Source organism: Ruminococcus sp. AF37-20, from assembly GCF_003460465.1.
In the GTDB taxonomy this organism is placed as follows: Bacteria; Bacillota; Clostridia; order Oscillospirales; family Ruminococcaceae; genus Hominimerdicola; species Hominimerdicola aceti.
This window is the reverse complement of sequence record NZ_QTVE01000007.1, coordinates 95,145-114,543: the sequence shown is the minus strand read 5'-3', so window position 1 is coordinate 114,543 and position 19,399 is coordinate 95,145. Positions and strand designations below refer to the sequence as shown.

Here is a 19,399-nt window from a genome sequence, read left to right as displayed (position 1 = left end):
TTATTATTAATATGCGGAAATTTTTATAAAGAAGGAATGTAAAATGTCAAGAAAATACGCTATACTTGGAGAAACGCTTAAACACACTATGTCGCCGCCTATACACGCCAGGCTTTTTGAGCTGAAAGGACGTGAGTTTGAGTATGAGATACTTGAAGTAAAGCCTGAGGAGCTTAAGGACAAGGCGGAGTATCTTAATTCTCTTAACGGCTACAACATCACTATCCCTCACAAGATAGGCATTATCGACTACACTGATGAGCTTGACAAGTCGGCAAAGCGTTATCACTCTGTGAACTGCGTTGACAACAAAAACGGCAGGCACGTTGGTTACAACACTGACTGCGACGGCTTTCTCAGAACTGTTCGTGCAATGAATATCGACTTCACAGGAAAGATACTGCTTATAGGCTGCGGCGGAGTAGGCAGAATGATGGCAATTGAGGCGGCTCTTGCCGGGGCTGACCTTTACATTGCGGTACTGGAAAGCGATATGCCTTTGGCTAAGCAGGTAGAGAAAGAGATAAAGGCTATGAAGTCTGACGCTAGGATAGCTATTGTTCTAAACACTGAGATACCGACCGACGTTCACTACGAGCTGCTTATGAACGCTTGTCCTGTGGGAATGTATCCTAAGACAAACGCCTGCCCTGTTCCTGATGAAGTTATAAATGCGAGCGGTGCGGTATTTGACGTTATATACAATCCTCGTGAGACTTTGCTCATGCAGAAAGCCAAGGCTATGGGCAAGAACGCTGTCGGAGGCATGGCAATGCTAGTTTGGCAGGCGGTTTCCGCTCACGAGATATGGGACGGCGACGAATACACAGACGAGGAAGTTCAGTCTATCATAGACGAAATGGAGATCGCTGTGGAGAAGGATTTTAAGTAAAATACATTATAATAAGGATAGTAAATATGAGACCAATTTTTTTGTGCGGCTTTATGGGCTGCGGAAAATCTACTGTGGGAAAGATCTTGGCGAAAAAAATGGGCTGTCAGTGCGTTGACCTTGACAAGTATATCGAGGATACGGCAGGAATGAGCATACCTGAAATATTCGACAAATACGGTGAGGAGCATTTCAGGAAGCTTGAAACCGAGGCTCTTGCAGCATTTGCTGACATTGGCGGCGTTGTTGCAACAGGCGGCGGAGCATTGCTTTCGGAGGAGAACGGCAAGGTGGCTAAAAGATCGGGCATGGTGGTCTTTATCGACACATATTTCAACACCTGCTACGGACGCATAAAAAACGACCCTAACAGGCCTATCGCTTACAACTCCACCAGAGAACAGCTTTCAGAGCGGTTTGACTATCGAAGACCTTTATATCTTGCCCACTCACACTATGTCATAAGCGGTGGTTATCCGCCTATCGTCATCGCTTCTAAGATACAAAAGCTTTACAAGAGATTTGATTTCGGGCAGGGCTGATTCAGCTCTTCCCTGCAGGCTCGACCTTCATGCCCCCTGTTTTCGGGCTTATCGCAAACCATGCGAGCCTTAAGCTTATGCCCGTTTATCTTGCATTTTTCTTCATACTTCTGCTTGTGATGATGTCAAAAACGGAAAAGCTTTGTCATAATAAATAGTACGGCTTGTGCAAACAGTACCAAATTATTTGTATCTTGGATAATCAAAAATAGCTATTTATAACGAATAATACGAAAAGCCTGCAAGCACTGATAAAAAATGTTGAAAATCCTACCGACATGTTGTATACTTATGATATGAAAACGTTATATTGAGCTGCAATATAACAGAGGGAGCTGCACATGGACATACAGAAAACCGTGCTTGTCGTTGACGACAGCACAACGAACCGATCTATACTTTGCGACATACTACATTCTGACTATACTGTGATCCAAGCAGAAAATGGCATACAGGCTCTTACAATGCTAAAAAAACAGGATAAAAAAGTTGACGCTATAATACTGGATATCATAATGCCCGAAATGGACGGATATGAGTTCATGAATAAAATAAAGCATGATAAAACCTTATCTCAGATACCTGTTATTATTCTAACAGAAAAATCAGACAGAGACACTGAAAAAAAGGTGCTTGAAAGCGGTGCGTGGGACTTTGTTCCAAAGCCTTATGACGCTGATATTATAAAGCTAAGGCTCAAAAACGTTATCGCAAGAAGTCAGGTATCGCTTCTCAAAGAGCTTAATAACGTTATGAACTACGACCCTCTTACGGAGATATATTCAAAGAATAAATTTTTCAGTGCGTCAAAGGCACTTCTTAAGGCTAATCCTGACAAGCAGTTCGCTTTTCTAAGACTAGATATCGACCGTTTCAAGCTTATAAATTCATTTTTCGGCACTGCGTATGGAGACAGACTGCTAAAGCATGTTGCAAAACGTATAAGAGATTTTGCAAAAACAACGGAATGCTGTACCTTCGGTAGGATAGACGCTGACGTTTTCGGTATCTTCACCCCTTATCAGGGCAAGGAAGAAACAGTAAAGCAGATAGAGCAGGCTGTTGAAAACATGAAAAAACTGTCCGCAAGCTATAACATCATGATCGTTTACGGCGTTTATGTGGTGACTGACAGAAGCCTGCCAATATCCTTCATGTGCGACCGTGCCGCTCTTGCCGCTAAAACTGTAAAAGGGCATTATATGAAAAGCTATGCTTTTTATGATGACAAAATGCGGCTTTCTATTGAAAATGAGCAGAATATAATAAATGAAATGAGCGACGCTCTTGAAAATAATGAGTTCGTACCTTACTATCAGCCTAAATACGATGTAAAGACAAACAAGCCTGTGGGTGCGGAGGCTCTTGCAAGGTGGATACACCCTACCAAGGGATTTATCTCACCTGGTGTGTTTATCCCGATATTTGAGAAAAACGGCTTTATCTCAAAGCTTGATTTCTACATATGGGAATGCGTATGCAAACAGCTCAAGGAATGGAAAGACAGCGGAGTTCCGCTCTTCCCTGTTTCTGTAAACGTTTCAAGGGTCAATCTTTATAACCCTAATCTTTCAAAAATAATAATCGAACTTACGAAAAAGTATGACGTTGACCCTAAGTATTTCAACATCGAGATAACGGAAAGCGTTTATACTGACGACAATGTAATGATAGATGATATCACTAGCCAGCTCAGAAATAATGGCTTTACTATCCTCATGGACGATTTTGGCAGTGGCTATTCTTCCCTGAACGTACTCAAAGATGTTCAGGTGGATATGCTAAAAATGGACATGATGTTCATGTTCAAGGCAAAGTATGACGGCCGTGCAGAAACTATAATTTCTTCTGTTATCAGAATGGCCAAATGGCTCAATATCCCTGTTATAGCGGAAGGCGTTGACAAAGCGGAGCAGGTAGAATTTCTGAAAAGCGTAGGCTGTGACTACATTCAGGGTTTCTATTATTCAAAGCCTTTGCCTGCGGCAGACTATGAAAAGCTTATTTCAGATCAGGAGGAACAGCCTGTGCCTGAGAACGGGACGTCGGTAAACGACCTGCTGTGGGGCAAAGGCGGAGGATTGCTGGCATATATCGACAGCATCGACCAGCCTGCTACGATATATGAATGTTTTCCGGACGGCACAGTGGTAATGGTATGTTCAAACAAGGCATTTTCACAAAAATACGGCTATGACAGCAGTGTGTACGGCAAACTCAATGTTAAGAACTGCATTGACAGCGAATGCAAAGAGAAATTCACAAGCACTGTGAACAAGGCAATAGAGAGCAAGGACAGAGCAGAATGTGTTCTCAGTATGCACGAGATAAACGGCAAGAAGCACTGGTTCAAGACGCATTTACGATTTATCAGCGAAACAGGTGTAAGCTCTGTGCTTATAGCGTATTTCACGGACGTGACCGACATGGTGTTGACGGATAAACGCATAAACGACTATAAGAACTATATCCAAAACGAAATAGACCGAAAGCACAAGATCCTTATTGTAAGCAACAACAGCGACGCACGCTGTCAGCTCGAAGGGATACTTTCTCAGGAAAATACCGTTTTCACTGCAGAAACCATTCAGGAAGGGAAAAAGCTTCTTCTTAACGAGGATATCGACCTTATTTATTTTGACATACAGCTTATTTCCAAGGACGACGAATTTCCTCTTGACATTGATGAAAGAAGACTTCCCGTTATTGCTATAACTCAGGCTCATAGCGTACTTAAAGGCATGACAAAATTGAAGAACAGAGTTTCAGACTTTGTTATGAAGCCGTATATAGATGAGCTGGTACGCCTGAGAACGAACAATCTTTTAAAGATCAATATTTCAGGCAGTGCAAACGAAAAATATTTCAGCCGGACGAAATGATCTGAAAAAGTCCTCTGCGATAAGCGGGGGCTTTTTTTCTATTATTAAGCTGTCAGCTTTATTGACAAAATATACACTATCTGATATTATATAGGTATGAATGCTGAAAGCGAGGGAGAAAAAATGTATCTTGACAAGTGGCGTGTGGCAATAAGGAATTTGAAAAATTCGCTTTTTTCATATCCAAACACGGCTCAAAGCTGTTTCCCTGACCCTATCACGGACGACACAGTGTTTTACTGCGTTCAAGGTCTTGTATATGGCAGTCAAAAGTTCCCTGACGGAAAATTCATACGCAGTTCTCCTGTGACCTCGGTATACTCCGAGGACGGAAAGCTTTTTGCCAAAACAACAAACAACGTTTATGAGCTTAAAACGCCAAGCGATTATTTTGACTGCGATATAGCTGAAAATGCCGCACAAAAAACAGGAAGCAGTGAGCTTGCTGAAACAGCTAAAATGCAGAGAGAAAAGCTCACGGCACAGCTTGATAAATTTTTCACGATCTGCCGGAGGCTTTGCGATAATGAACAGGCTGACGTTGCAAATGAGTTACCTGAAGATACTCTTGTTATATGCTATTACGGCACTGACCCACATGGAAACAAGATGTTCTACAAAAAGGAAGATATGGTAGTGCCTGTTTTTGCATATGTGACCGCCGGGCTGGTCATTGATTCTGTGGGGCTTGCGGAAAGCGAGGAAAAGCTGGAATTATGGGATACGCTAGGGAGATATTATATTGACAGCGAGCTTATGGAGTTTTATGACTGTGACACGAAAAACCTTATTTTCTGCAATTTGACGAACTCTCCTATATATGTCACAATTTACGAAAGCTCCGCCGCTATGCTCTGTATGCCGAACACGGCTAAGATAGCATCAAGAAAAGTAAAAGAAAAATAATGCTTTTATCCGTCTGAGATCTCAGGCGGATTTTTTATTGTACAATACAGAAAAGACGTCGAAAATTAATAGAATGTTAAACTTTTAACGTGCCATAGCAATTGAATAATAGTCGAAAGTGTAGTATAATTTTCTTATATAGTTGTTTTTTGATGTAAAATAATATATTTAACTATTTTTTGTATCGTGAGGAAAAGATCATGGAAATTTTAAAACAGCGTATTCTTAAGGACGGAGTAGTAAAGGAAGGAAACGTTCTCAAAGTCGATAAATTCCTTAACCACCAAATGGACGTCAAACTTTTCAACGATATCGGTGAGGAGTTTGCAAAGAGATTTGCAGGAACAGGCGTGAACAAGATACTCACTATCGAGTCATCCGGTATCGGCATTGCCTGCATTGCGGCACAGCATTTTAACAACTGCCCTGTTATTTTTGCAAAGAAAACTCTCAGCAAAAATCTTGACGGCGAAATGTTCGTTACTCAGGTAAAGTCCTACACAAAGGGCGTTACATATGACGTAATGGTATCTGAAAAATATCTCGGCAAGGGTGACAAGGTGCTTATTATAGACGATTTTCTTGCTAACGGCTGCGCTCTTATGGGGCTTATAGATATCGTAAAGCAGTCCGGGGCTGAGCTTGCCGGTGCCGGTATCGTTATCGAAAAGGGATTCCAGGTTGGCGGAAAGACTATCCGTGACATGGGCGTAAAGCTCGAATCTCTTGCTATCGTTGACTCTATGGACAACGGCACTATCACTTTCAGGGACTAACGCACAAAGCGTTACCAATAAATATTTTATGGAGGAAGATCAAACATGAAGGTAAGACGTATTCTTGCGCTCGTTCTTTCTGCGGCTCTTGCTGTAACAGCTCTTACAGCTTGTACATCAGCTAAGGACGAAGCATCACAGAAGTCGGCTGACAATCAGACGGCAACTCTCAGCTATGACACTGTAAAGATCGGTGTTATACACATCGGCAACCCTGCCGACGGTTCAGGCTACACATATGCTCACGATCAGGGTATCGTTGGTATGCAGAAGGAGCTTGGACTTAAAGACGATCAGATCGTTAGAAAAAACAACGTATCAGACAGCGACCCTGCTGCTACAGAAACAGCTATCCGTGAGTGCATCGAGGAAGGCTGCAACATAATCTTCGGCACAAGCTGGGGCTATATGGACAAAATGGAATCCCTCGCTGAGGAATATCCTGACGTTTATTTCTGCCACGGCACAGGCTACAAGAACAACGGCAAGAACCTTAACAACTACTTCGGAAGAATTTATCAGGCAAGATATCTCACCGGTATCGTTGCAGGTATGAAGACAGAGTCAAATCTTATCGGTTACGTTTCCGCTATGGGCAGCGAGAACTCTGAGTGCACAGGCGGTATCGACGCTTTCGCAATGGGCGTTTATTCTGTAAATCCTGACGCTAAGGTTTATGTAAAGGTAACAAACAGCTGGTATTCACCAACAGAGGAAACAAACGCTGCAAAGGCTCTTCTTTCTGAGGGCTGCGACGTTATCGCTCAGCACTGTGACACACCTAACCCACAGCTCGAGGCTGAAAGCGCAGGCAAGTGGGGCGTAGGCTACAACACAGATATGTCTAAGGACGCTCCTAAGGCTACACTTACTTCAACTCTTTGGAACTGGTCTGCATACTACACATATCAGGTAAAGCAGATCGTAGATGGCAACTGGAAGTGCGAGAACTACTACGGCGGCATGGCTGACGGTCTTGTAGACATCGCTCCTCTGAACATGGATCTCTGCACAGAGGATATGCAGAAGGCTGTTGACGAGGCTAAGGCTAAGCTTGAGGACGGCTCATTCAACGTATTTGACGGCGTTATCGAAACAAACGACGGCAAAACAGTTGGCGAAGAGGGCAAAACTCTTGACGACGCTACTATCACAGGCGGAATCAACTGGTACTTCAAGAACGTTGAGGTCAAATAATAAGGCTTAACAGCTTAACAAAACATTTATACGGGCGGTGCAGGTTGCCGCCTGTTTTGTTAATGATATGAGCATACGGCAGCAGGTAATCCTGCTGTCGGTTTCTGATGACATTAGCAAATCTAAGGAAGTTCATAAAAAGGAGCTGAAAGTATGAGTGAAGAAATATCTGCTGAGATCGCTGTAAAATGCAGCGGTATAACAAAAGTTTTCGGCAGCGTGGTTGCAAACGACGGCATTGATCTTGAAGTAAAATACGGTGAGATACTTGCACTGCTGGGCGAAAACGGATCAGGAAAGACCACGTTGATGAATATGCTTTCGGGTATCTATCACCCTGACAAGGGCAATATCTACATTGCCGGCAAGCCTGAGGCGATAAATTCACCTATGGATTCTATCGAACTTGGCATAGGCATGATACATCAGCACTTCAAGCTTGTGGAGGTGTTCTCCGCCGCAGACAACATTGTGGCAGGCACAAAGGGCAAGCTTAAGAGCAAGGGCGCTGTAAGAGATGAGATAAAAAAGATATCTGAACAGCTTGGTCTTGAAGTTGACCCTGACAAAAAGGTATACAATATGTCCGTCAGTGAAAAGCAGACAGTTGAGATACTGAAGGTGCTTTACAGGGGTGCTAAAATACTTATTCTTGACGAACCTACGGCGGTCCTTACTCCGCAGGAAACTGAAAAGCTTTTCAATATCCTGAAAAAAATGAAAGCTCAGGGCTGTGCTATCATTATCATCACCCACAAGCTGGGCGAGGTAATGGATATATCTGACAGAGTGACCATACTGCGAAAGGGCAAGAGCGTTGAAACTGTAAACACAGCAGAGAGCAGTGAAAAGCAGCTCACTGAGCTTATGGTGGGCAAGGCGGTGGAGCTTTCAATAGAAAGACCTGAACCTGTGAACGTAAAGCCGATACTTAACGTAGTCGATCTGACGGTAAAGAACTCTGAGGGAAGCATTGCTCTCGATGACGTAAGCTTTGTTATAAACAGGGGCGAGATACTCGGTGTGGCAGGCATTGCAGGAAGCGGTCAGAAAGAGCTTTGCGAGACTATCGCAGGGCTTCAGAAGATAGAAAAGGGCGCAGTGCTTTACAACAAGGAGAACATCATAGGCAAGACACCTAAGGAGATAATAAATCTCGGCATAAGCATGAGCTTTATCCCTGAGGACAGACTTGGAATGGGTCTTATCGCTTCGGTGGGTATGACGGACAATATGCTTCTTAAAACATACAAGCAGGGCAAGCTTTGCTTTGTGGACAGAAAGCCTGCTAAGGCGCTTTCAAAGGAGCTTATAGAAAAGCTTGAAATAAAAACTCCGTCAACGGAGCTTCCTGTAAGAATGCTTTCGGGCGGAAACGTTCAGAAGGTCCTGCTTGGACGAGAGATACACAGTGAGCCTGACCTGCTCATAACCGCATATCCTGTTCGTGGACTTGACATCAACTCATCATATCTTATATATTCGCTTCTTAACGAGCAGAAGAAAAAGAACACGGCTGTGCTTTTCATAGGCGAGGACCTTGACGTTCTTCTGGAGCTTTGCGACAGGATAATGGTGCTTTGTCACGGCAAGATAACAGGTATTTGTGACGCCAAAAAGGTCACAAAGGAACAGGTAGGCATGATGATGACAGGCTCGACAATGGAGGAGGTGCTGGGCATTGGCTGATATTATAAAAAAAGAGCCTCTTATAAGAATAGCCAAGCGTGCTGAACGCTCAAACAAGCAAAAGCTTATCATAAGGCTTCTGTCGGTGCTTCTGGCTATTTGTGCAGGCGGAATATTCATTCTTATTCTTGGCAAAGATCCGTTTTCATACTATGCGAAAATGGTAAAGGGTGCTTTTATCGGCAAGAATGCCGCAAGCCCTTTTATGCCGTTCAAAGAGACCATAAAGATAATGATACCGCTTCTTATATCTTCTCTTGGCATTACGCTTGCGTTTAAGATGAAGTTTTGGAATATCGGTGCAGAGGGTCAGATAATAATGGGCGGAGTTTTCGCTTCATACTTCGCTCTTTATCATTATGATATGCCTCACTATCTGCTTTTCATTGTGATGTTCGTTGCGGCGATGATAGGCGGAGGACTGTATGGCATTATCCCTGCATTTTTCAAGGCAAAATTCGACACAAACGAAACTTTGCTCACCCTTATGCTCAACTATATCGCACTTTACGTTATAGATTGGCTCACAAAGGGCGCATGGCAGGATCCTGAGTCAAAGGGATATCCTAAGATAGCAAGATTTGACCTTAACGCATGGCTTGACTCGCTAGGCGGTGTGCAGATAGGCTGGGTGATAGGTCTGGTGCTTGTGGTATTGGTATTTATCTACCTTAAATACACAAAGCAGGGCTACGAGATAACTGTAGTATCAGACAGCCATGCAACTGCAAGATATGCAGGCATGAGCCCTAGCAAGATAATGATAAGAACTATGTTTTTGAGCGGCGCTATCTGCGGTATCGCAGGAATGGTGCAGGCTTGCGGAACAGAACACACACTTTCAACATCTGTTGCAGGCGGAGTAGGCTTCACGGCTATCATAGTTGCATGGCTTGCAAACCTCAATCCATTCGGCATACTTGTAGTGTCGTTCCTATTTGCAGTTTTGGAGAAGGGCAGCACGGTAGTATCGTCTGAATTTGTGCTTTCACCTTACTGCTCGGACGTTTTGCAGGGAATAATCCTGTTCTTCGTGCTTGGCTGTGAGTTCTTCATCAGATACAGATTTGTAACAAGAGGAGGCAGGAAAAATGACTAGACTTATTTCATTCCTTGCCCATGCGGTATATATGGGTACTCCTCTGCTTTTCGGCACAGTAGGAGAGATACAGAACGAAAAGGCGGGACACCTTAACCTTGGCGTTGAGGGAACAATGGCAATGGGCGCTTGCGCAGGCTTTATGGTAGCATACAAGACAGGAAGCCTTTGGCTTTCCATACTTGCGGCATTTCTTATGGGTGCGCTTGTTTCCCTTATCTATGCTTTTCTTACCATAACAATGATGGCGAACCAAAACGTAACAGGTCTTACACTGACTATATTCGGCACGGGACTTTCAAACTTCATAGGCGAGCAGATGATATCCGCTTCACCTACAGGAAATCTCAAGCTTCCTGAGGGAGTTATGAACAGCCTGAAAGACATAAAAATACCGCTTCTTAGCAAGATACCTGTTCTTGGAGAGGTGCTTTTCTCACAGAACATTTTCACATATCTGAGCATTGTTATCGCTGTGATAATGTTTATCTATCTGAAAAAGACTAAAGTTGGTCTTAACCTTAGAACTATCGGTGAGAATCCTGCTGTTGCTGACGCTGTGGGAATAAGCGTTGTGAAATACAAATACATAAACGTTCTTATCGGCGGAGGAATATGCGGAATAGGCGGAGCGTTCTGCTCAATGGTAATAAACGGCGGTGTTTGGATGGCAAACAGCGTGAACGGTCTTGGCTGGATAGCTGTAGCGCTTGTTATCTTCGCTGTATGGAATCCTGCAAGGGCTATTTACGGAGCGTATATTTTCGGTGCATTCATGGTACTGAAATACTACTTCCCGAAAAACCTCGGCTTCACTGTTCCTGAGTCATTCTTTGATATGCTCCCATATCTTGTAACGGCTCTTGTTCTTATCATCACTTCAGTGAAAAAATCAAGAGAGCGTTCACAGCCACAATCCTGCGGTATAAATTATTTCCGTGAGGAGAGATAGGATATTGAAGCTTGGCATTGTTTTCAAAGTGTAAAATAATTCTCAAGCCCTGAGAAAGCGGGCTGTCGAGGGCGCCAGCCCCTACAATATATTACAGATAATACCTAAAGCAACATATTTAAAAGCTCTGCGTTTTGCAGGGCTTTTATTTTACCCTAGTGACAAAATGCAGAGGATGTGATATAATCAAATAAAAGAGGGTGAGAAAATGCTCAATATATACGAAAAATGCCCACAGCCTAGGTTTTTCACCTGCGGCTGTCTTGAGAATAGCGGTGGTTTTCTGCACATCAGGAGAACGCTTAACTGTGATGTGCTTATTTTTGTGACAGAGGGGACGCTTTTTATCACAATGAACGACACCGATTTTGCCGTGCGTTCGGGAGAATATGTCCTCCTGCCCTCCGGCACAGAACATTGGGGCACAAAGCCATGCGCAGGCAGGCTTTCATATATGTGGGTACACTTCTCTGCTCCGAAAACCCGTGGGGAAAGCTGTCCTGAGAGCGGCTTTGCATACGTTATCCCTGAGCATTTCACCGCCGCAGACCCTGGACGTGTGAGCATCATTTTCAGACAGCTTCTTGACTATCAGCGACAGGAAAGGCTTTACACTGAAATGCTCCCTGTTTGCACACTTTCAATGCTTCTTATGGAGATAACACAGCAATATCTTGCCGCCGGGAATGAACATGAGATATCCCCAAAGATATACAACATCTGCCAATGGATAAGATCGAACTGTCAGAAAAAGCTCACGGCAGAGATGATAGCACGGCATTTTCACTACAACGCTGAATATCTTTCCCTTATCTTCAAGAGGGAAACAGGCTGTACGCTTATAAAATATCTAAGCCGCACTAGAATAGACATCGCCAAAAGGCTTCTTGAAACGGAGGGCATAAGTATAAAGGAAACCGCCTATTCAAGCGGTTTTTCTGACGAAAAATACTTTATGAGGACTTTTCGCAAGCTTGAGGGCATGACGCCTATGCAATATCGTGAGGCGTTTAGGAAAAGGAATATAAACAGTAAATAAAAGAAGCGATACCACACGCACTTTTGTGCGGTATCGCCTTTATTTTATATTAACTAAAAGTTGATAAAACAAGTGAGCGGACACTGGTTGCACCTACAGGAGGTTTGATAAAAACTTACTTCTTCTCAGAGAAATAAACTGTGTATTCCTCGTCCATAACGTCGTAAAGTGGCTTGAATGTGATGTTATATTCCTGTCCCTTTGTGATATACTCATTCTGCTTCCATGGAAATGTGCTGTAGGTGTGTTCTATCTGTGGCTCGAAAATATCGGCAGGCTTTGAGTAGTCACCGTGTAAACCGCAGTCACAGCCTGTTATACCTGCAAGAACTATCGGTCCGTCAACAGCTGCTGCAAGGTATGGCATATCTTCAAGACGCTCCATTCTTATTTCTGATGGGAAGAAAAGACCAACTGTGTCGTTCTGCCACTCCCCTGCTAGCTTTATATAGCCGTTTGCGATCTCAGCCTTTACTGCGTTGCCGTTCACTGTCACTTCAGGCTCACCGCTTACCCATTCAGGCAGGCGAAGCTTCAGAACAAAAGCTGTCTTTTCTTCACAGCTTACTGTGAACTTCATTGACCAGCGTGACATTGTGAAGTCAGAATGTTCATCAAAGAAAGTCTGGCTGTTGTAGTTTTTCATATCAGTTGTCTGCTCAATATGAACAGGCTTGTCTGATACTGTGATATCAGCCTTTGAAGGTATATACTGGCTGACAATAATGCCCTCACTGTCTGTAAAATAGACAAGGTCAGGATAAAGAGTCTGAGCCTGCACCATTGTTCCGTGACAGCACCAGAAATCGTGGGTCTTGCTGCCCCATTTTTTCTTTGAGCCGTGTTTAAGAGGCAGGAAATATGTTGGCATACCGGTAGAAGCGTTCTGCTGTGCAAGAAAACCGTTATAAAGGCAACGCTCGATATAATCTGCATACTTTGTGTCACCTGTCCACTTGAAGAGGTAGTCGGCAGTTCTTACGAGGTTGTATACAGTGCAAAACTCCTGATCTGACGCACCAAGGAAATGACCCTGCTGATGAGGCGGCACCCAGAACTCACCTGAGTTTGCACCGCTTGTGGCGTATGTTCCACGGTCTGTGACAGCGCACTTGAAAAATCTCTCTGTGCGCGTTTTCCACTTTTCATCCCCTGTTATCTCATACATTCTTGCCGCACCATGAGAAAGCGGGATACCTGCGTTTGCGTGGTCGTTTGTGAGAGCGTCGCCGCCCTTATCCAAGGTATCGAAAACGCAGTTTCCGCTGTAGCGTTCGGCAAGCTTCATATACTTTTCGTCTTTTGTTATGCCGTAAAGGTCAGCCCAGACTTCGAGCATACCGCCCTGCTCGCCCTTATAGATGGCGTCGGGTGAACGTTTCAGCATCTCGTCTGTCCAATGAACATACCAATCTGCAAGCTTGCTCACAATGCCAAGCGCCTGCTCATTGCCTGTGTATTTATACACGTCAGTAAGACCCATGACAGTTTTGTGCATTACATACTGAGGCGACCACACATACTGACCTCTTGCCATCAAATCGAAATACTTTTCAGGGATAGAGCCTATCCACTCGCCGCCATTGAGCTTCTGACAGCGTGCAAGCTCGCTTATTATCTTATCAAGCTTTGCTTTAAGCTCAATATCCTCATTTGAAGCGCAATAAGCTGCCGCCGCAGACAGCCAATGACCTAGAAAATGACCTCTCAACTGGCAGGTAGGAGCTTCCCAGCCCCAGTGGAGCTTTGCTCCTTCAGGATCGTTCGCCACCTGAAGCCCCGGCATTACAACGCCTGCTTCTAGGTAGAAATTCTGCAAAAGGCAAGTGGAGTCAAGCTCAAAAAGATAGTTTCTGTTAAGGTCGGCTCTTTCACGAAAAAGTCCTGAAAGCAGCGTAACGTTATGTCTGTTCACTTTATCAAGCATAGAAGATACCTCCGAAATTTTATTTTTTCTATACTTGATTATAACAGCAAACCGCATATCTTTCAAGTGGACAAAACCCGAGATTTTATGGACAAAGCTTAGGTGTTCATAGTCCAATTCCGATACAAAAAAAGCGGGCGACCAAAGGTCGCCCATACACTTTGCTTTGTTATGTTATGATAAACTGTTTTTACTTCGCCTTTGCCGAAGCCACAAAAGATTTGAGCTCCTCCTCAGGCATATAGCCGACAGTTGAAGCAACTACCTTGCCATGTTTCACAACAAAAAGGGCAGGTATGCTCGAGATACCGAAAGCGGCTGCAAGATCGTTTTCCTCGTCAACGTTGACCTTCCCCACCTTTACAGAACTGTCCTCCTCAGAATACTTATCCACCAGCGGTGAAAGCATTTTGCACGGACCGCACCATGCTGCCCAGAAGTCAAGCAGGACAGGCTTTTCCGAGTGCATTACTTCGTTTTCAAAATTATCCTTTGTTATAACCTTTACAGACATTTTTCACAGCTCCTTTTCTAGTCTTTGCTTTTGTAATAGAGCATACAATGGCAGAAGCCCTCAAAATTCGGGTCGGCTATCTGCTCACGGAACTCTTTGCACATACACTTGTTTTCATCTGTGCGCTGTATCCTGCACGGACAATAGCCACCTGTGCGCTTTAGCCCCTCTTTTATGCTCTTTACCATTTCTTTATCATCATTAAGACGTACCATTACTACCTATCCTTTGCATTTATTCGCAGATTATTCCTTCACAAATGCCTTTACTATCTCGCCGATATACTGATAGTGATAATCCTTGTCAGAATACCATTTCTCATCGTTTTCAGTATCAACAAAGCACTCAGGCTTCATCTCCTGAACATAAGCCTTTTTGCACACAAGCACCATATCAGCTTCCGCAAAAGCTGTTACCTCCACGCCGTTTTCAGACACGAACACAGGGGTCAGACCTGTTTCCTTTGCCTTGTCGCAGTCACGTCCGCTATGTGAGCCACAGAAAGAAAGCGCCTTTTTATACTCCTCTTTGAAAAAGCTTATGGTGAAATATTCTGCCTTGTCGATAAATTCCTTTGTATATCTCTGTGGTCTTATAACTGTGGTGAAGGTGTTCTTTCCCCACATAACGCCTGCAAAGCCCCAAGAAGCTGTCATTGTGTTCCAGCCACTCTCGTCGCCTGCTGTTACAAGAAACCACTCCTTGCCTATCTTTTTGTATGGATTGAAGTCAATAGCGTCAAGCTTTTCTGTTACCTCTTTGAAACCGTTGAAACTGCTCATTTTCATTACCGCCTTTCAGTATTATGTCAGACTTATCATACTTATTGTACACCAATATCGTATAGAAAACGTCTGAGTATATTATATATCATTTCTTATGAAATTGCAACCCCTTGAAAGCCCTGAAATATTGTACAAAAATCGTTAAAACAGGGCTTTTTTGTGTTGCTTTTTTTGAAGAATAGTGATATAATTGAATTAAGTATTTGTAAAGCTGTTTTTGTGTTTTTGGTTTAGCTGTTTTATTTTATGCCGTTACAATACTCGATATGTATATCTTTTGAAGTTTATACAGAATAAATTGTATATTATCTAAAAATATACATTAAAAAGTCTTGAAATGTGTATAAATATAAAATTTTTATGCAAAAGCACTTGACAATGCTGTATAAAGGTGTATAATAATTTTATCGGCATGAGAGCCGTGAAAATATTATACAAACATACTTACTACATACAATGGAGGAATTTTGTTATGGCAAAAGAGATCAAAAAAGTTGTCCTTGCTTATTCCGGCGGACTTGATACATCTATCATCATTCCGTGGCTCAAGGAAAACTACAACAACTGCGAAGTAATCGCTGTTTCAGGAAACGTTGGTCAGGGCACAGAGCTTGACGGTCTTGAGGAAAAGGCTATCAAGACAGGCGCTTCTAAGCTCTATATCGAGGACCTTACAGAAGAGTTCATCGAGGATTATGTATATCCAACAGTACAGGCTGGCGCTGTTTATGAGAACCAGTACCTCCTCGGCACTTCATTTGCTCGTCCGATTATTGCAAAGAGAATAGCTGAGATCGCTATCAAAGAGGGCGCTGACGCTATATGCCACGGCTGCACAGGTAAGGGTAACGACCAGGTTAGATTTGAGCTTGCTATCAAGGCTTTCGCTCCTGATATGCAAATAATCGCTCCTTGGAGAATCTGGGATCTCAAGTCAAGAGAGCAGGAGATCGAGTATGCTGAGGCACACAACATTCCTCTGAAGATAAACAGAGAAACAAACTACTCAAAGGACAAGAACCTTTGGCACCTTTCACACGAAGGTCTGGATCTTGAAGATCCTGCAAACGAGCCACAGTATGAGAAGCCGGGCTTCCTTGAAATGGGCGTTTCACCTATCATGGCTCCTGATAAGCCAACTTATGTAACTATCCACTTTGAAAAGGGTATCCCAACAGCAGTTGACGGCGTTGAGATGAACGGCAAGGAGCTTGTTACAAAGCTTAACGAGCTTGGCGGTGCAAACGGTATCGGTCTTGCTGACCTTGTTGAGAACAGACTTGTCGGCATGAAGTCAAGAGGCGTTTATGAAACTCCGGGCGGAGCTATCCTTTACAAAGCTCATGAGGTTCTTGAAACTATCACACTTGACAAGGAAACTGCAAGAGTTAAGCAGTATCTTTCGATCAAGTTTGCTGACATTGTTTACAATGGTCAGTGGTTCACTCCTCTCCGTGAGGCTATGAGCGCATTTGTTACAGAAACACAGAAGACTGTTACAGGTGACGTTAAGCTGAAGCTTTACAAGGGCAACATGATAAACGCAGGCGTAACATCTCCGTACACACTTTATGATGAAGAAGTTGCTACATTCGATGAGGACAATGTTTACAATCAGGCTGATTCAGCAGGATTTATCAACCTCTTCGGTCTGCCTATCAAGGTAAGAGCTAAACTCGAGCAGAAGAGAAACGCTAAGAAGGACTAATAGTGACGCTCTGCTTCACAGAGCATAAAGGTGTATAGCCTTAAAAAGTTTGTATAATATTTTTCACGGAGGTTTTGATATGTCAGATAACAACAGCATTTTTGAGCCTGCAATAGACAAGAAGGTCGAGATCTCTTATGACAGCCTGCCGAACTCCTCTTTTGAGGACGTAAACCTCGGCGGAGCAAAGTTCTCGAACGTAAATCTTAAGGAAGCCGTTTTCGATGACGTTAATATGGATGAGACACATTTCAACAACGTCAGCATGAAAGAAAGCGACTTTGCAGATATGTATATGGTAAACACAAAGTTCTTGGGCGTAAATCTCAGCAACTCGAGATTTGGCTGCTCTATCATGAACAATGTTGAGTTTAAAAATCCTGATCTTAAGAACTCACAGTTCATTCACTGTGACCTTACAAACGTTGAGATAAACGATTGCAAGATAGACGGTCTGAAGATCAACGGCGTGGATATCCAGAAGCTGCTTGAACAGCACGAAAAGGAAATGTGATCCGCACTTATTGAAATGTATTGGGGCAGGATGATCCTTTGGGGTCATTTTGCCCATACATTTTTTATATTTGATAACTTGAAATAAACATAAAGGACGGTTTTAAAATGGCAGGGAAAATGTGGGCAGGAAGATTTACAAAGGAAGTTGACGAAAGAGTCAATGATTTCAATTCATCTATTTCCTTTGACGCAAGAATGTACCGCTATGATATAGAAGGCTCTATGGCGCACGCCACAATGCTGGGCGAGTGCGGTATAATCGAAAAGCACGAAAGCGAAAAAATAGTCCAGGGACTTAAGGGTATTCTTGCGGATATCGACGAGGGCAGATTACAGTTTGACCCTACTGCAGAGGACGTTCATATGTTTGTTGAGGCTGAGCTTACAAAAAGGCTCGGTGACACAGGCAAGAGGCTTCATACGGCAAGATCAAGAAACGATCAGGTGGCACTTGACGTGAGAATGATACTCAGAGCCGAAACCAAAGAGATAATCGAGCTTGTTAAAAAGCTTGAACACACTATCCTTGACATTGCAGAGAAAAATCTCACAACTGTTATGCCGGGATATACTCATCTTCAGAGGGCACAGCCTATCACATTTGCTCACCACCTTATGGCGTATGCAAATATGCTTCTGAGAGATATTTCAAGACTTGAGGACAGCTACAAGAGAACGAACATCATGCCTTTGGGCAGTGGTGCGCTGGCTTCCACAACTTATCCTATAAACAGACAGAGGGTTTGCGACCTGCTTGGCTTTGACGAGATAACACAGAACTCACTTGACGGCGTTTCAGACAGAGATTTCTGCATTGAGCTTTGCTCGGCTATCTCACTGCTTATGATGCACCTTTCAAGATTTTCTGAGGAGATAATACTTTGGTGCTCATGGGAATTCAAATTTATCGAGCTTGACGACGCTTATGCAACAGGCTCGTCTATCATGCCGCAGAAGAAAAATCCTGACGTTACTGAGCTTATAAGAGGAAAGACAGGAAGAGTTTACGGCGATCTTAACACACTGCTCGTTATGATGAAGGGTCTGCCGCTTGCATACAACAAGGATATGCAGGAGGACAAGGAAGCTATCTTTGACGCTATTGACACTGTTAAGCTTTGTCTTAAAACCTTCGATCCGATGCTTGCCACAATGAAAGTTATCCCTGAGAACATGAGAAACGCCGCAGCCAAGGGCTTTATAAACGCTACAGACTGCGCTGACTATCTTGTTAAAAAGGGTATGCCTTTCAGGGATGCTTACAAGATAACAGGCACTCTCGTTCACACCTGCATTGAAAAGGGCTGTACACTTGAAACTCTCCCATTGGATGACTACAAGAAGCTCACTGACAACTTTGACGAGGACGTTTATGACGCTATCAGCCTTGACACCTGCGTAATGCAGAGAAAAGCGGCAGGCGGTCCTGCGCCTGAGTCTGTAAAAGCTCAGATAGAATATGTCAGAAACAAGCTTTGATAAACGCCGCTCCCCTGTTAAGGCGGCACTGCTATATCTTGTGCTGTGGGAGCTTGCGACAGTTATAATGTGGCTTTTTACAGCTAAGCTTTTTGTGATATATCCGCTGTTTGCGGTGGGATTTACGGTAGTGTACCCTGTGTGTACATGGTGGGCTTGCTACCGACACGCTAAGAACTACGGCTTGAAATGGTATGTTGCACCTGTGATGATAGCGGTTTCGGTGATAGAATATATCTTCGTGGAGGAAGCAAGGTCGGTAGTGCCGAACTTTATCGTACTCACTGTGTTGACCGCAGGCTTCGCTGCAGGTATTGGAAACTGCTTTGCGGATAAGGACGCAATAAATGCCGCAAAGGAAGATAAAAAGCGTAAAAAGCTGAAAAAAGAACCTGAATACAAGAACATTTTGGACGATTGAATAAAATCAGTGCAAGTGGGACGTTGCATTTCTGCAAAGCAGAAATTTAGCCGTTCCACTACATAAATAATATGT

19 protein-coding genes are annotated in these 19,399 nt (G+C 43.5%); 15 read left to right on the top strand and 4 right to left on the bottom strand.

Annotated elements, in window-relative coordinates; translation table 11 throughout:
- Nucleotides 1–43: 43 nt before the first annotated feature.
- The 11 genes from DW015_RS06540 (at nt 44) to DW015_RS06495 (ending at nt 11,974) form a co-directional block, all read left to right on the top strand.
- Nucleotides 44–892, top strand: a complete 849-nt coding sequence (locus DW015_RS06540) for a shikimate dehydrogenase (protein ID WP_117905017.1) — start codon at nt 44–46, stop codon at nt 890–892.
- A 26-nt stretch (nt 893–918) separates the two neighbouring features.
- A complete protein-coding gene (locus DW015_RS06535) occupies nt 919–1,434 on the top strand; it encodes a shikimate kinase (RefSeq protein ID WP_117905015.1) in 516 nt (171 codons plus the stop codon).
- A 29-nt stretch (nt 1,435–1,463) separates the two neighbouring features.
- The gene (locus tag DW015_RS13850; RefSeq protein ID WP_272114246.1) at nt 1,464–1,592 is read left to right on the top strand and encodes a hypothetical protein; all 129 of its coding nucleotides are present in this window, start codon (nt 1,464–1,466) and stop codon (nt 1,590–1,592) included.
- A gap of 183 nt (nt 1,593–1,775) precedes the next feature.
- Nucleotides 1,776–4,316, top strand: a complete 2,541-nt coding sequence (locus tag DW015_RS06530) for an EAL domain-containing protein (protein WP_117905013.1) — start codon at nt 1,776–1,778, stop codon at nt 4,314–4,316.
- A 96-nt stretch (nt 4,317–4,412) separates the two neighbouring features.
- Nucleotides 4,413–5,222 carry a hypothetical protein gene (locus DW015_RS06525; protein ID WP_207659361.1) on the top strand — a complete coding sequence of 270 codons (810 nt, stop codon included), beginning with the start codon at nt 4,413–4,415 and terminating at the stop codon, nt 5,220–5,222.
- A gap of 200 nt (nt 5,223–5,422) precedes the next feature.
- Nucleotides 5,423–5,998 carry a xanthine phosphoribosyltransferase gene (locus tag DW015_RS06520; protein WP_022288138.1) on the top strand — a complete coding sequence of 192 codons (576 nt, stop codon included), beginning with the start codon at nt 5,423–5,425 and terminating at the stop codon, nt 5,996–5,998.
- Between the two features lie 45 nt (nt 5,999–6,043).
- Complete coding sequence (locus DW015_RS06515) at nt 6,044–7,195, top strand: BMP family ABC transporter substrate-binding protein (protein ID WP_117905009.1); 1,152 nt, start codon at nt 6,044–6,046, stop codon at nt 7,193–7,195.
- Between the two features lie 153 nt (nt 7,196–7,348).
- The gene (locus tag DW015_RS06510; protein ID WP_242993231.1) at nt 7,349–8,884 is read left to right on the top strand and encodes an ABC transporter ATP-binding protein; all 1,536 of its coding nucleotides are present in this window, start codon (nt 7,349–7,351) and stop codon (nt 8,882–8,884) included.
- Nucleotides 8,877–9,983: an ABC transporter permease gene (locus DW015_RS06505; RefSeq protein ID WP_117905007.1), complete on the top strand. Its 1,107-nt coding sequence runs from the start codon at nt 8,877–8,879 to the stop codon at nt 9,981–9,983. Before DW015_RS06510 ends, DW015_RS06505 begins: the two co-directional genes overlap by 8 nt.
- Nucleotides 9,976–10,935 (top strand): ABC transporter permease, encoded by a 960-nt coding sequence (locus DW015_RS06500; protein WP_117905005.1) that lies wholly within the window; start codon nt 9,976–9,978, stop codon nt 10,933–10,935. Before DW015_RS06505 ends, DW015_RS06500 begins: the two co-directional genes overlap by 8 nt.
- A 208-nt stretch (nt 10,936–11,143) precedes the next feature.
- Nucleotides 11,144–11,974 carry an AraC family transcriptional regulator gene (locus DW015_RS06495; protein ID WP_117905003.1) on the top strand — a complete coding sequence of 277 codons (831 nt, stop codon included), beginning with the start codon at nt 11,144–11,146 and terminating at the stop codon, nt 11,972–11,974.
- Between the two features lie 115 nt (nt 11,975–12,089).
- Here the strand turns inward: DW015_RS06495 and DW015_RS06490 are convergent, their stop codons facing one another.
- The 4 genes from DW015_RS06490 to DW015_RS06475 form a co-directional block, all read right to left on the bottom strand.
- Nucleotides 12,090–13,901 (bottom strand): beta-L-arabinofuranosidase domain-containing protein, encoded by a 1,812-nt coding sequence (locus DW015_RS06490; protein ID WP_117905001.1) that lies wholly within the window; start codon nt 13,899–13,901, stop codon nt 12,090–12,092.
- 190 nt (nt 13,902–14,091) lie between these two features.
- Nucleotides 14,092–14,415 carry a thioredoxin gene (trxA, locus tag DW015_RS06485; protein WP_117904999.1) on the bottom strand — a complete coding sequence of 108 codons (324 nt, stop codon included), beginning with the start codon at nt 14,413–14,415 and terminating at the stop codon, nt 14,092–14,094.
- 17 nt (nt 14,416–14,432) lie between these two features.
- Nucleotides 14,433–14,630 carry a ferredoxin-thioredoxin reductase catalytic domain-containing protein gene (locus DW015_RS06480; protein WP_117904997.1) on the bottom strand — a complete coding sequence of 66 codons (198 nt, stop codon included), beginning with the start codon at nt 14,628–14,630 and terminating at the stop codon, nt 14,433–14,435.
- A gap of 30 nt (nt 14,631–14,660) precedes the next feature.
- The gene (locus tag DW015_RS06475) at nt 14,661–15,197 is read right to left on the bottom strand and encodes a flavin reductase (protein ID WP_022288147.1); all 537 of its coding nucleotides are present in this window, start codon (nt 15,195–15,197) and stop codon (nt 14,661–14,663) included.
- Nucleotides 15,198–15,672: 475 nt separating this feature from the next.
- Between DW015_RS06475 and DW015_RS06470 the strand changes: the two genes are divergently transcribed.
- From DW015_RS06470 to DW015_RS06455, 4 genes are all read left to right on the top strand, one after another.
- A complete protein-coding gene (locus tag DW015_RS06470) occupies nt 15,673–16,908 on the top strand; it encodes an argininosuccinate synthase (protein WP_038672450.1) in 1,236 nt (411 codons plus the stop codon).
- A gap of 79 nt (nt 16,909–16,987) precedes the next feature.
- The gene (locus DW015_RS06465; RefSeq protein WP_117876987.1) at nt 16,988–17,422 is read left to right on the top strand and encodes a pentapeptide repeat-containing protein; all 435 of its coding nucleotides are present in this window, start codon (nt 16,988–16,990) and stop codon (nt 17,420–17,422) included.
- A 107-nt stretch (nt 17,423–17,529) separates the two neighbouring features.
- On the top strand, nt 17,530–18,903 hold the full coding sequence (gene argH, locus DW015_RS06460) for an argininosuccinate lyase (protein ID WP_117904995.1): 1,374 nt from the start codon (nt 17,530–17,532) through the stop codon (nt 18,901–18,903).
- A complete protein-coding gene (locus DW015_RS06455) occupies nt 18,884–19,324 on the top strand; it encodes a hypothetical protein (protein WP_117904993.1) in 441 nt (146 codons plus the stop codon). The genes argH and DW015_RS06455 overlap by 20 nt, the downstream gene beginning before the upstream one ends.
- Nucleotides 19,325–19,399: the final 75 nt, after the last annotated feature.

Bases quoted from the DNA above. Each gene is read 5' to 3' on its own strand.
- DW015_RS06540 (WP_117905017.1), top strand. From the start codon at position 44: ATGTCAAGAAAATACGCTATACTTGGAGAAACGCTTAAACACACTATG.
- DW015_RS06535 (WP_117905015.1), top strand. From the start codon at position 919: ATGAGACCAATTTTTTTGTGCGGCTTTATGGGCTGCGGAAAATCTACT.
- DW015_RS13850 (WP_272114246.1), top strand. From the start codon at position 1,464: ATGCCCCCTGTTTTCGGGCTTATCGCAAACCATGCGAGCCTTAAGCTT.
- DW015_RS06530 (WP_117905013.1), top strand. From the start codon at position 1,776: ATGGACATACAGAAAACCGTGCTTGTCGTTGACGACAGCACAACGAAC.
- DW015_RS06525 (WP_207659361.1), top strand. From the start codon at position 4,413: ATGAATGCTGAAAGCGAGGGAGAAAAAATGTATCTTGACAAGTGGCGT.
- DW015_RS06520 (WP_022288138.1), top strand. From the start codon at position 5,423: ATGGAAATTTTAAAACAGCGTATTCTTAAGGACGGAGTAGTAAAGGAA.
- DW015_RS06515 (WP_117905009.1), top strand. From the start codon at position 6,044: ATGAAGGTAAGACGTATTCTTGCGCTCGTTCTTTCTGCGGCTCTTGCT.
- DW015_RS06510 (WP_242993231.1), top strand. From the start codon at position 7,349: ATGAGTGAAGAAATATCTGCTGAGATCGCTGTAAAATGCAGCGGTATA.
- DW015_RS06500 (WP_117905005.1), top strand. From the start codon at position 9,976: ATGACTAGACTTATTTCATTCCTTGCCCATGCGGTATATATGGGTACT.
- DW015_RS06495 (WP_117905003.1), top strand. From the start codon at position 11,144: ATGCTCAATATATACGAAAAATGCCCACAGCCTAGGTTTTTCACCTGC.
- DW015_RS06490 (WP_117905001.1), bottom strand. From the start codon at position 13,901: ATGCTTGATAAAGTGAACAGACATAACGTTACGCTGCTTTCAGGACTT.
- trxA (WP_117904999.1), bottom strand. From the start codon at position 14,415: ATGTCTGTAAAGGTTATAACAAAGGATAATTTTGAAAACGAAGTAATG.
- DW015_RS06480 (WP_117904997.1), bottom strand. From the start codon at position 14,630: ATGGTACGTCTTAATGATGATAAAGAAATGGTAAAGAGCATAAAAGAG.
- DW015_RS06475 (WP_022288147.1), bottom strand. From the start codon at position 15,197: ATGAGCAGTTTCAACGGTTTCAAAGAGGTAACAGAAAAGCTTGACGCT.
- DW015_RS06470 (WP_038672450.1), top strand. From the start codon at position 15,673: ATGGCAAAAGAGATCAAAAAAGTTGTCCTTGCTTATTCCGGCGGACTT.
- DW015_RS06465 (WP_117876987.1), top strand. From the start codon at position 16,988: ATGTCAGATAACAACAGCATTTTTGAGCCTGCAATAGACAAGAAGGTC.
- argH (WP_117904995.1), top strand. From the start codon at position 17,530: ATGGCAGGGAAAATGTGGGCAGGAAGATTTACAAAGGAAGTTGACGAA.
- DW015_RS06455 (WP_117904993.1), top strand. From the start codon at position 18,884: ATGTCAGAAACAAGCTTTGATAAACGCCGCTCCCCTGTTAAGGCGGCA.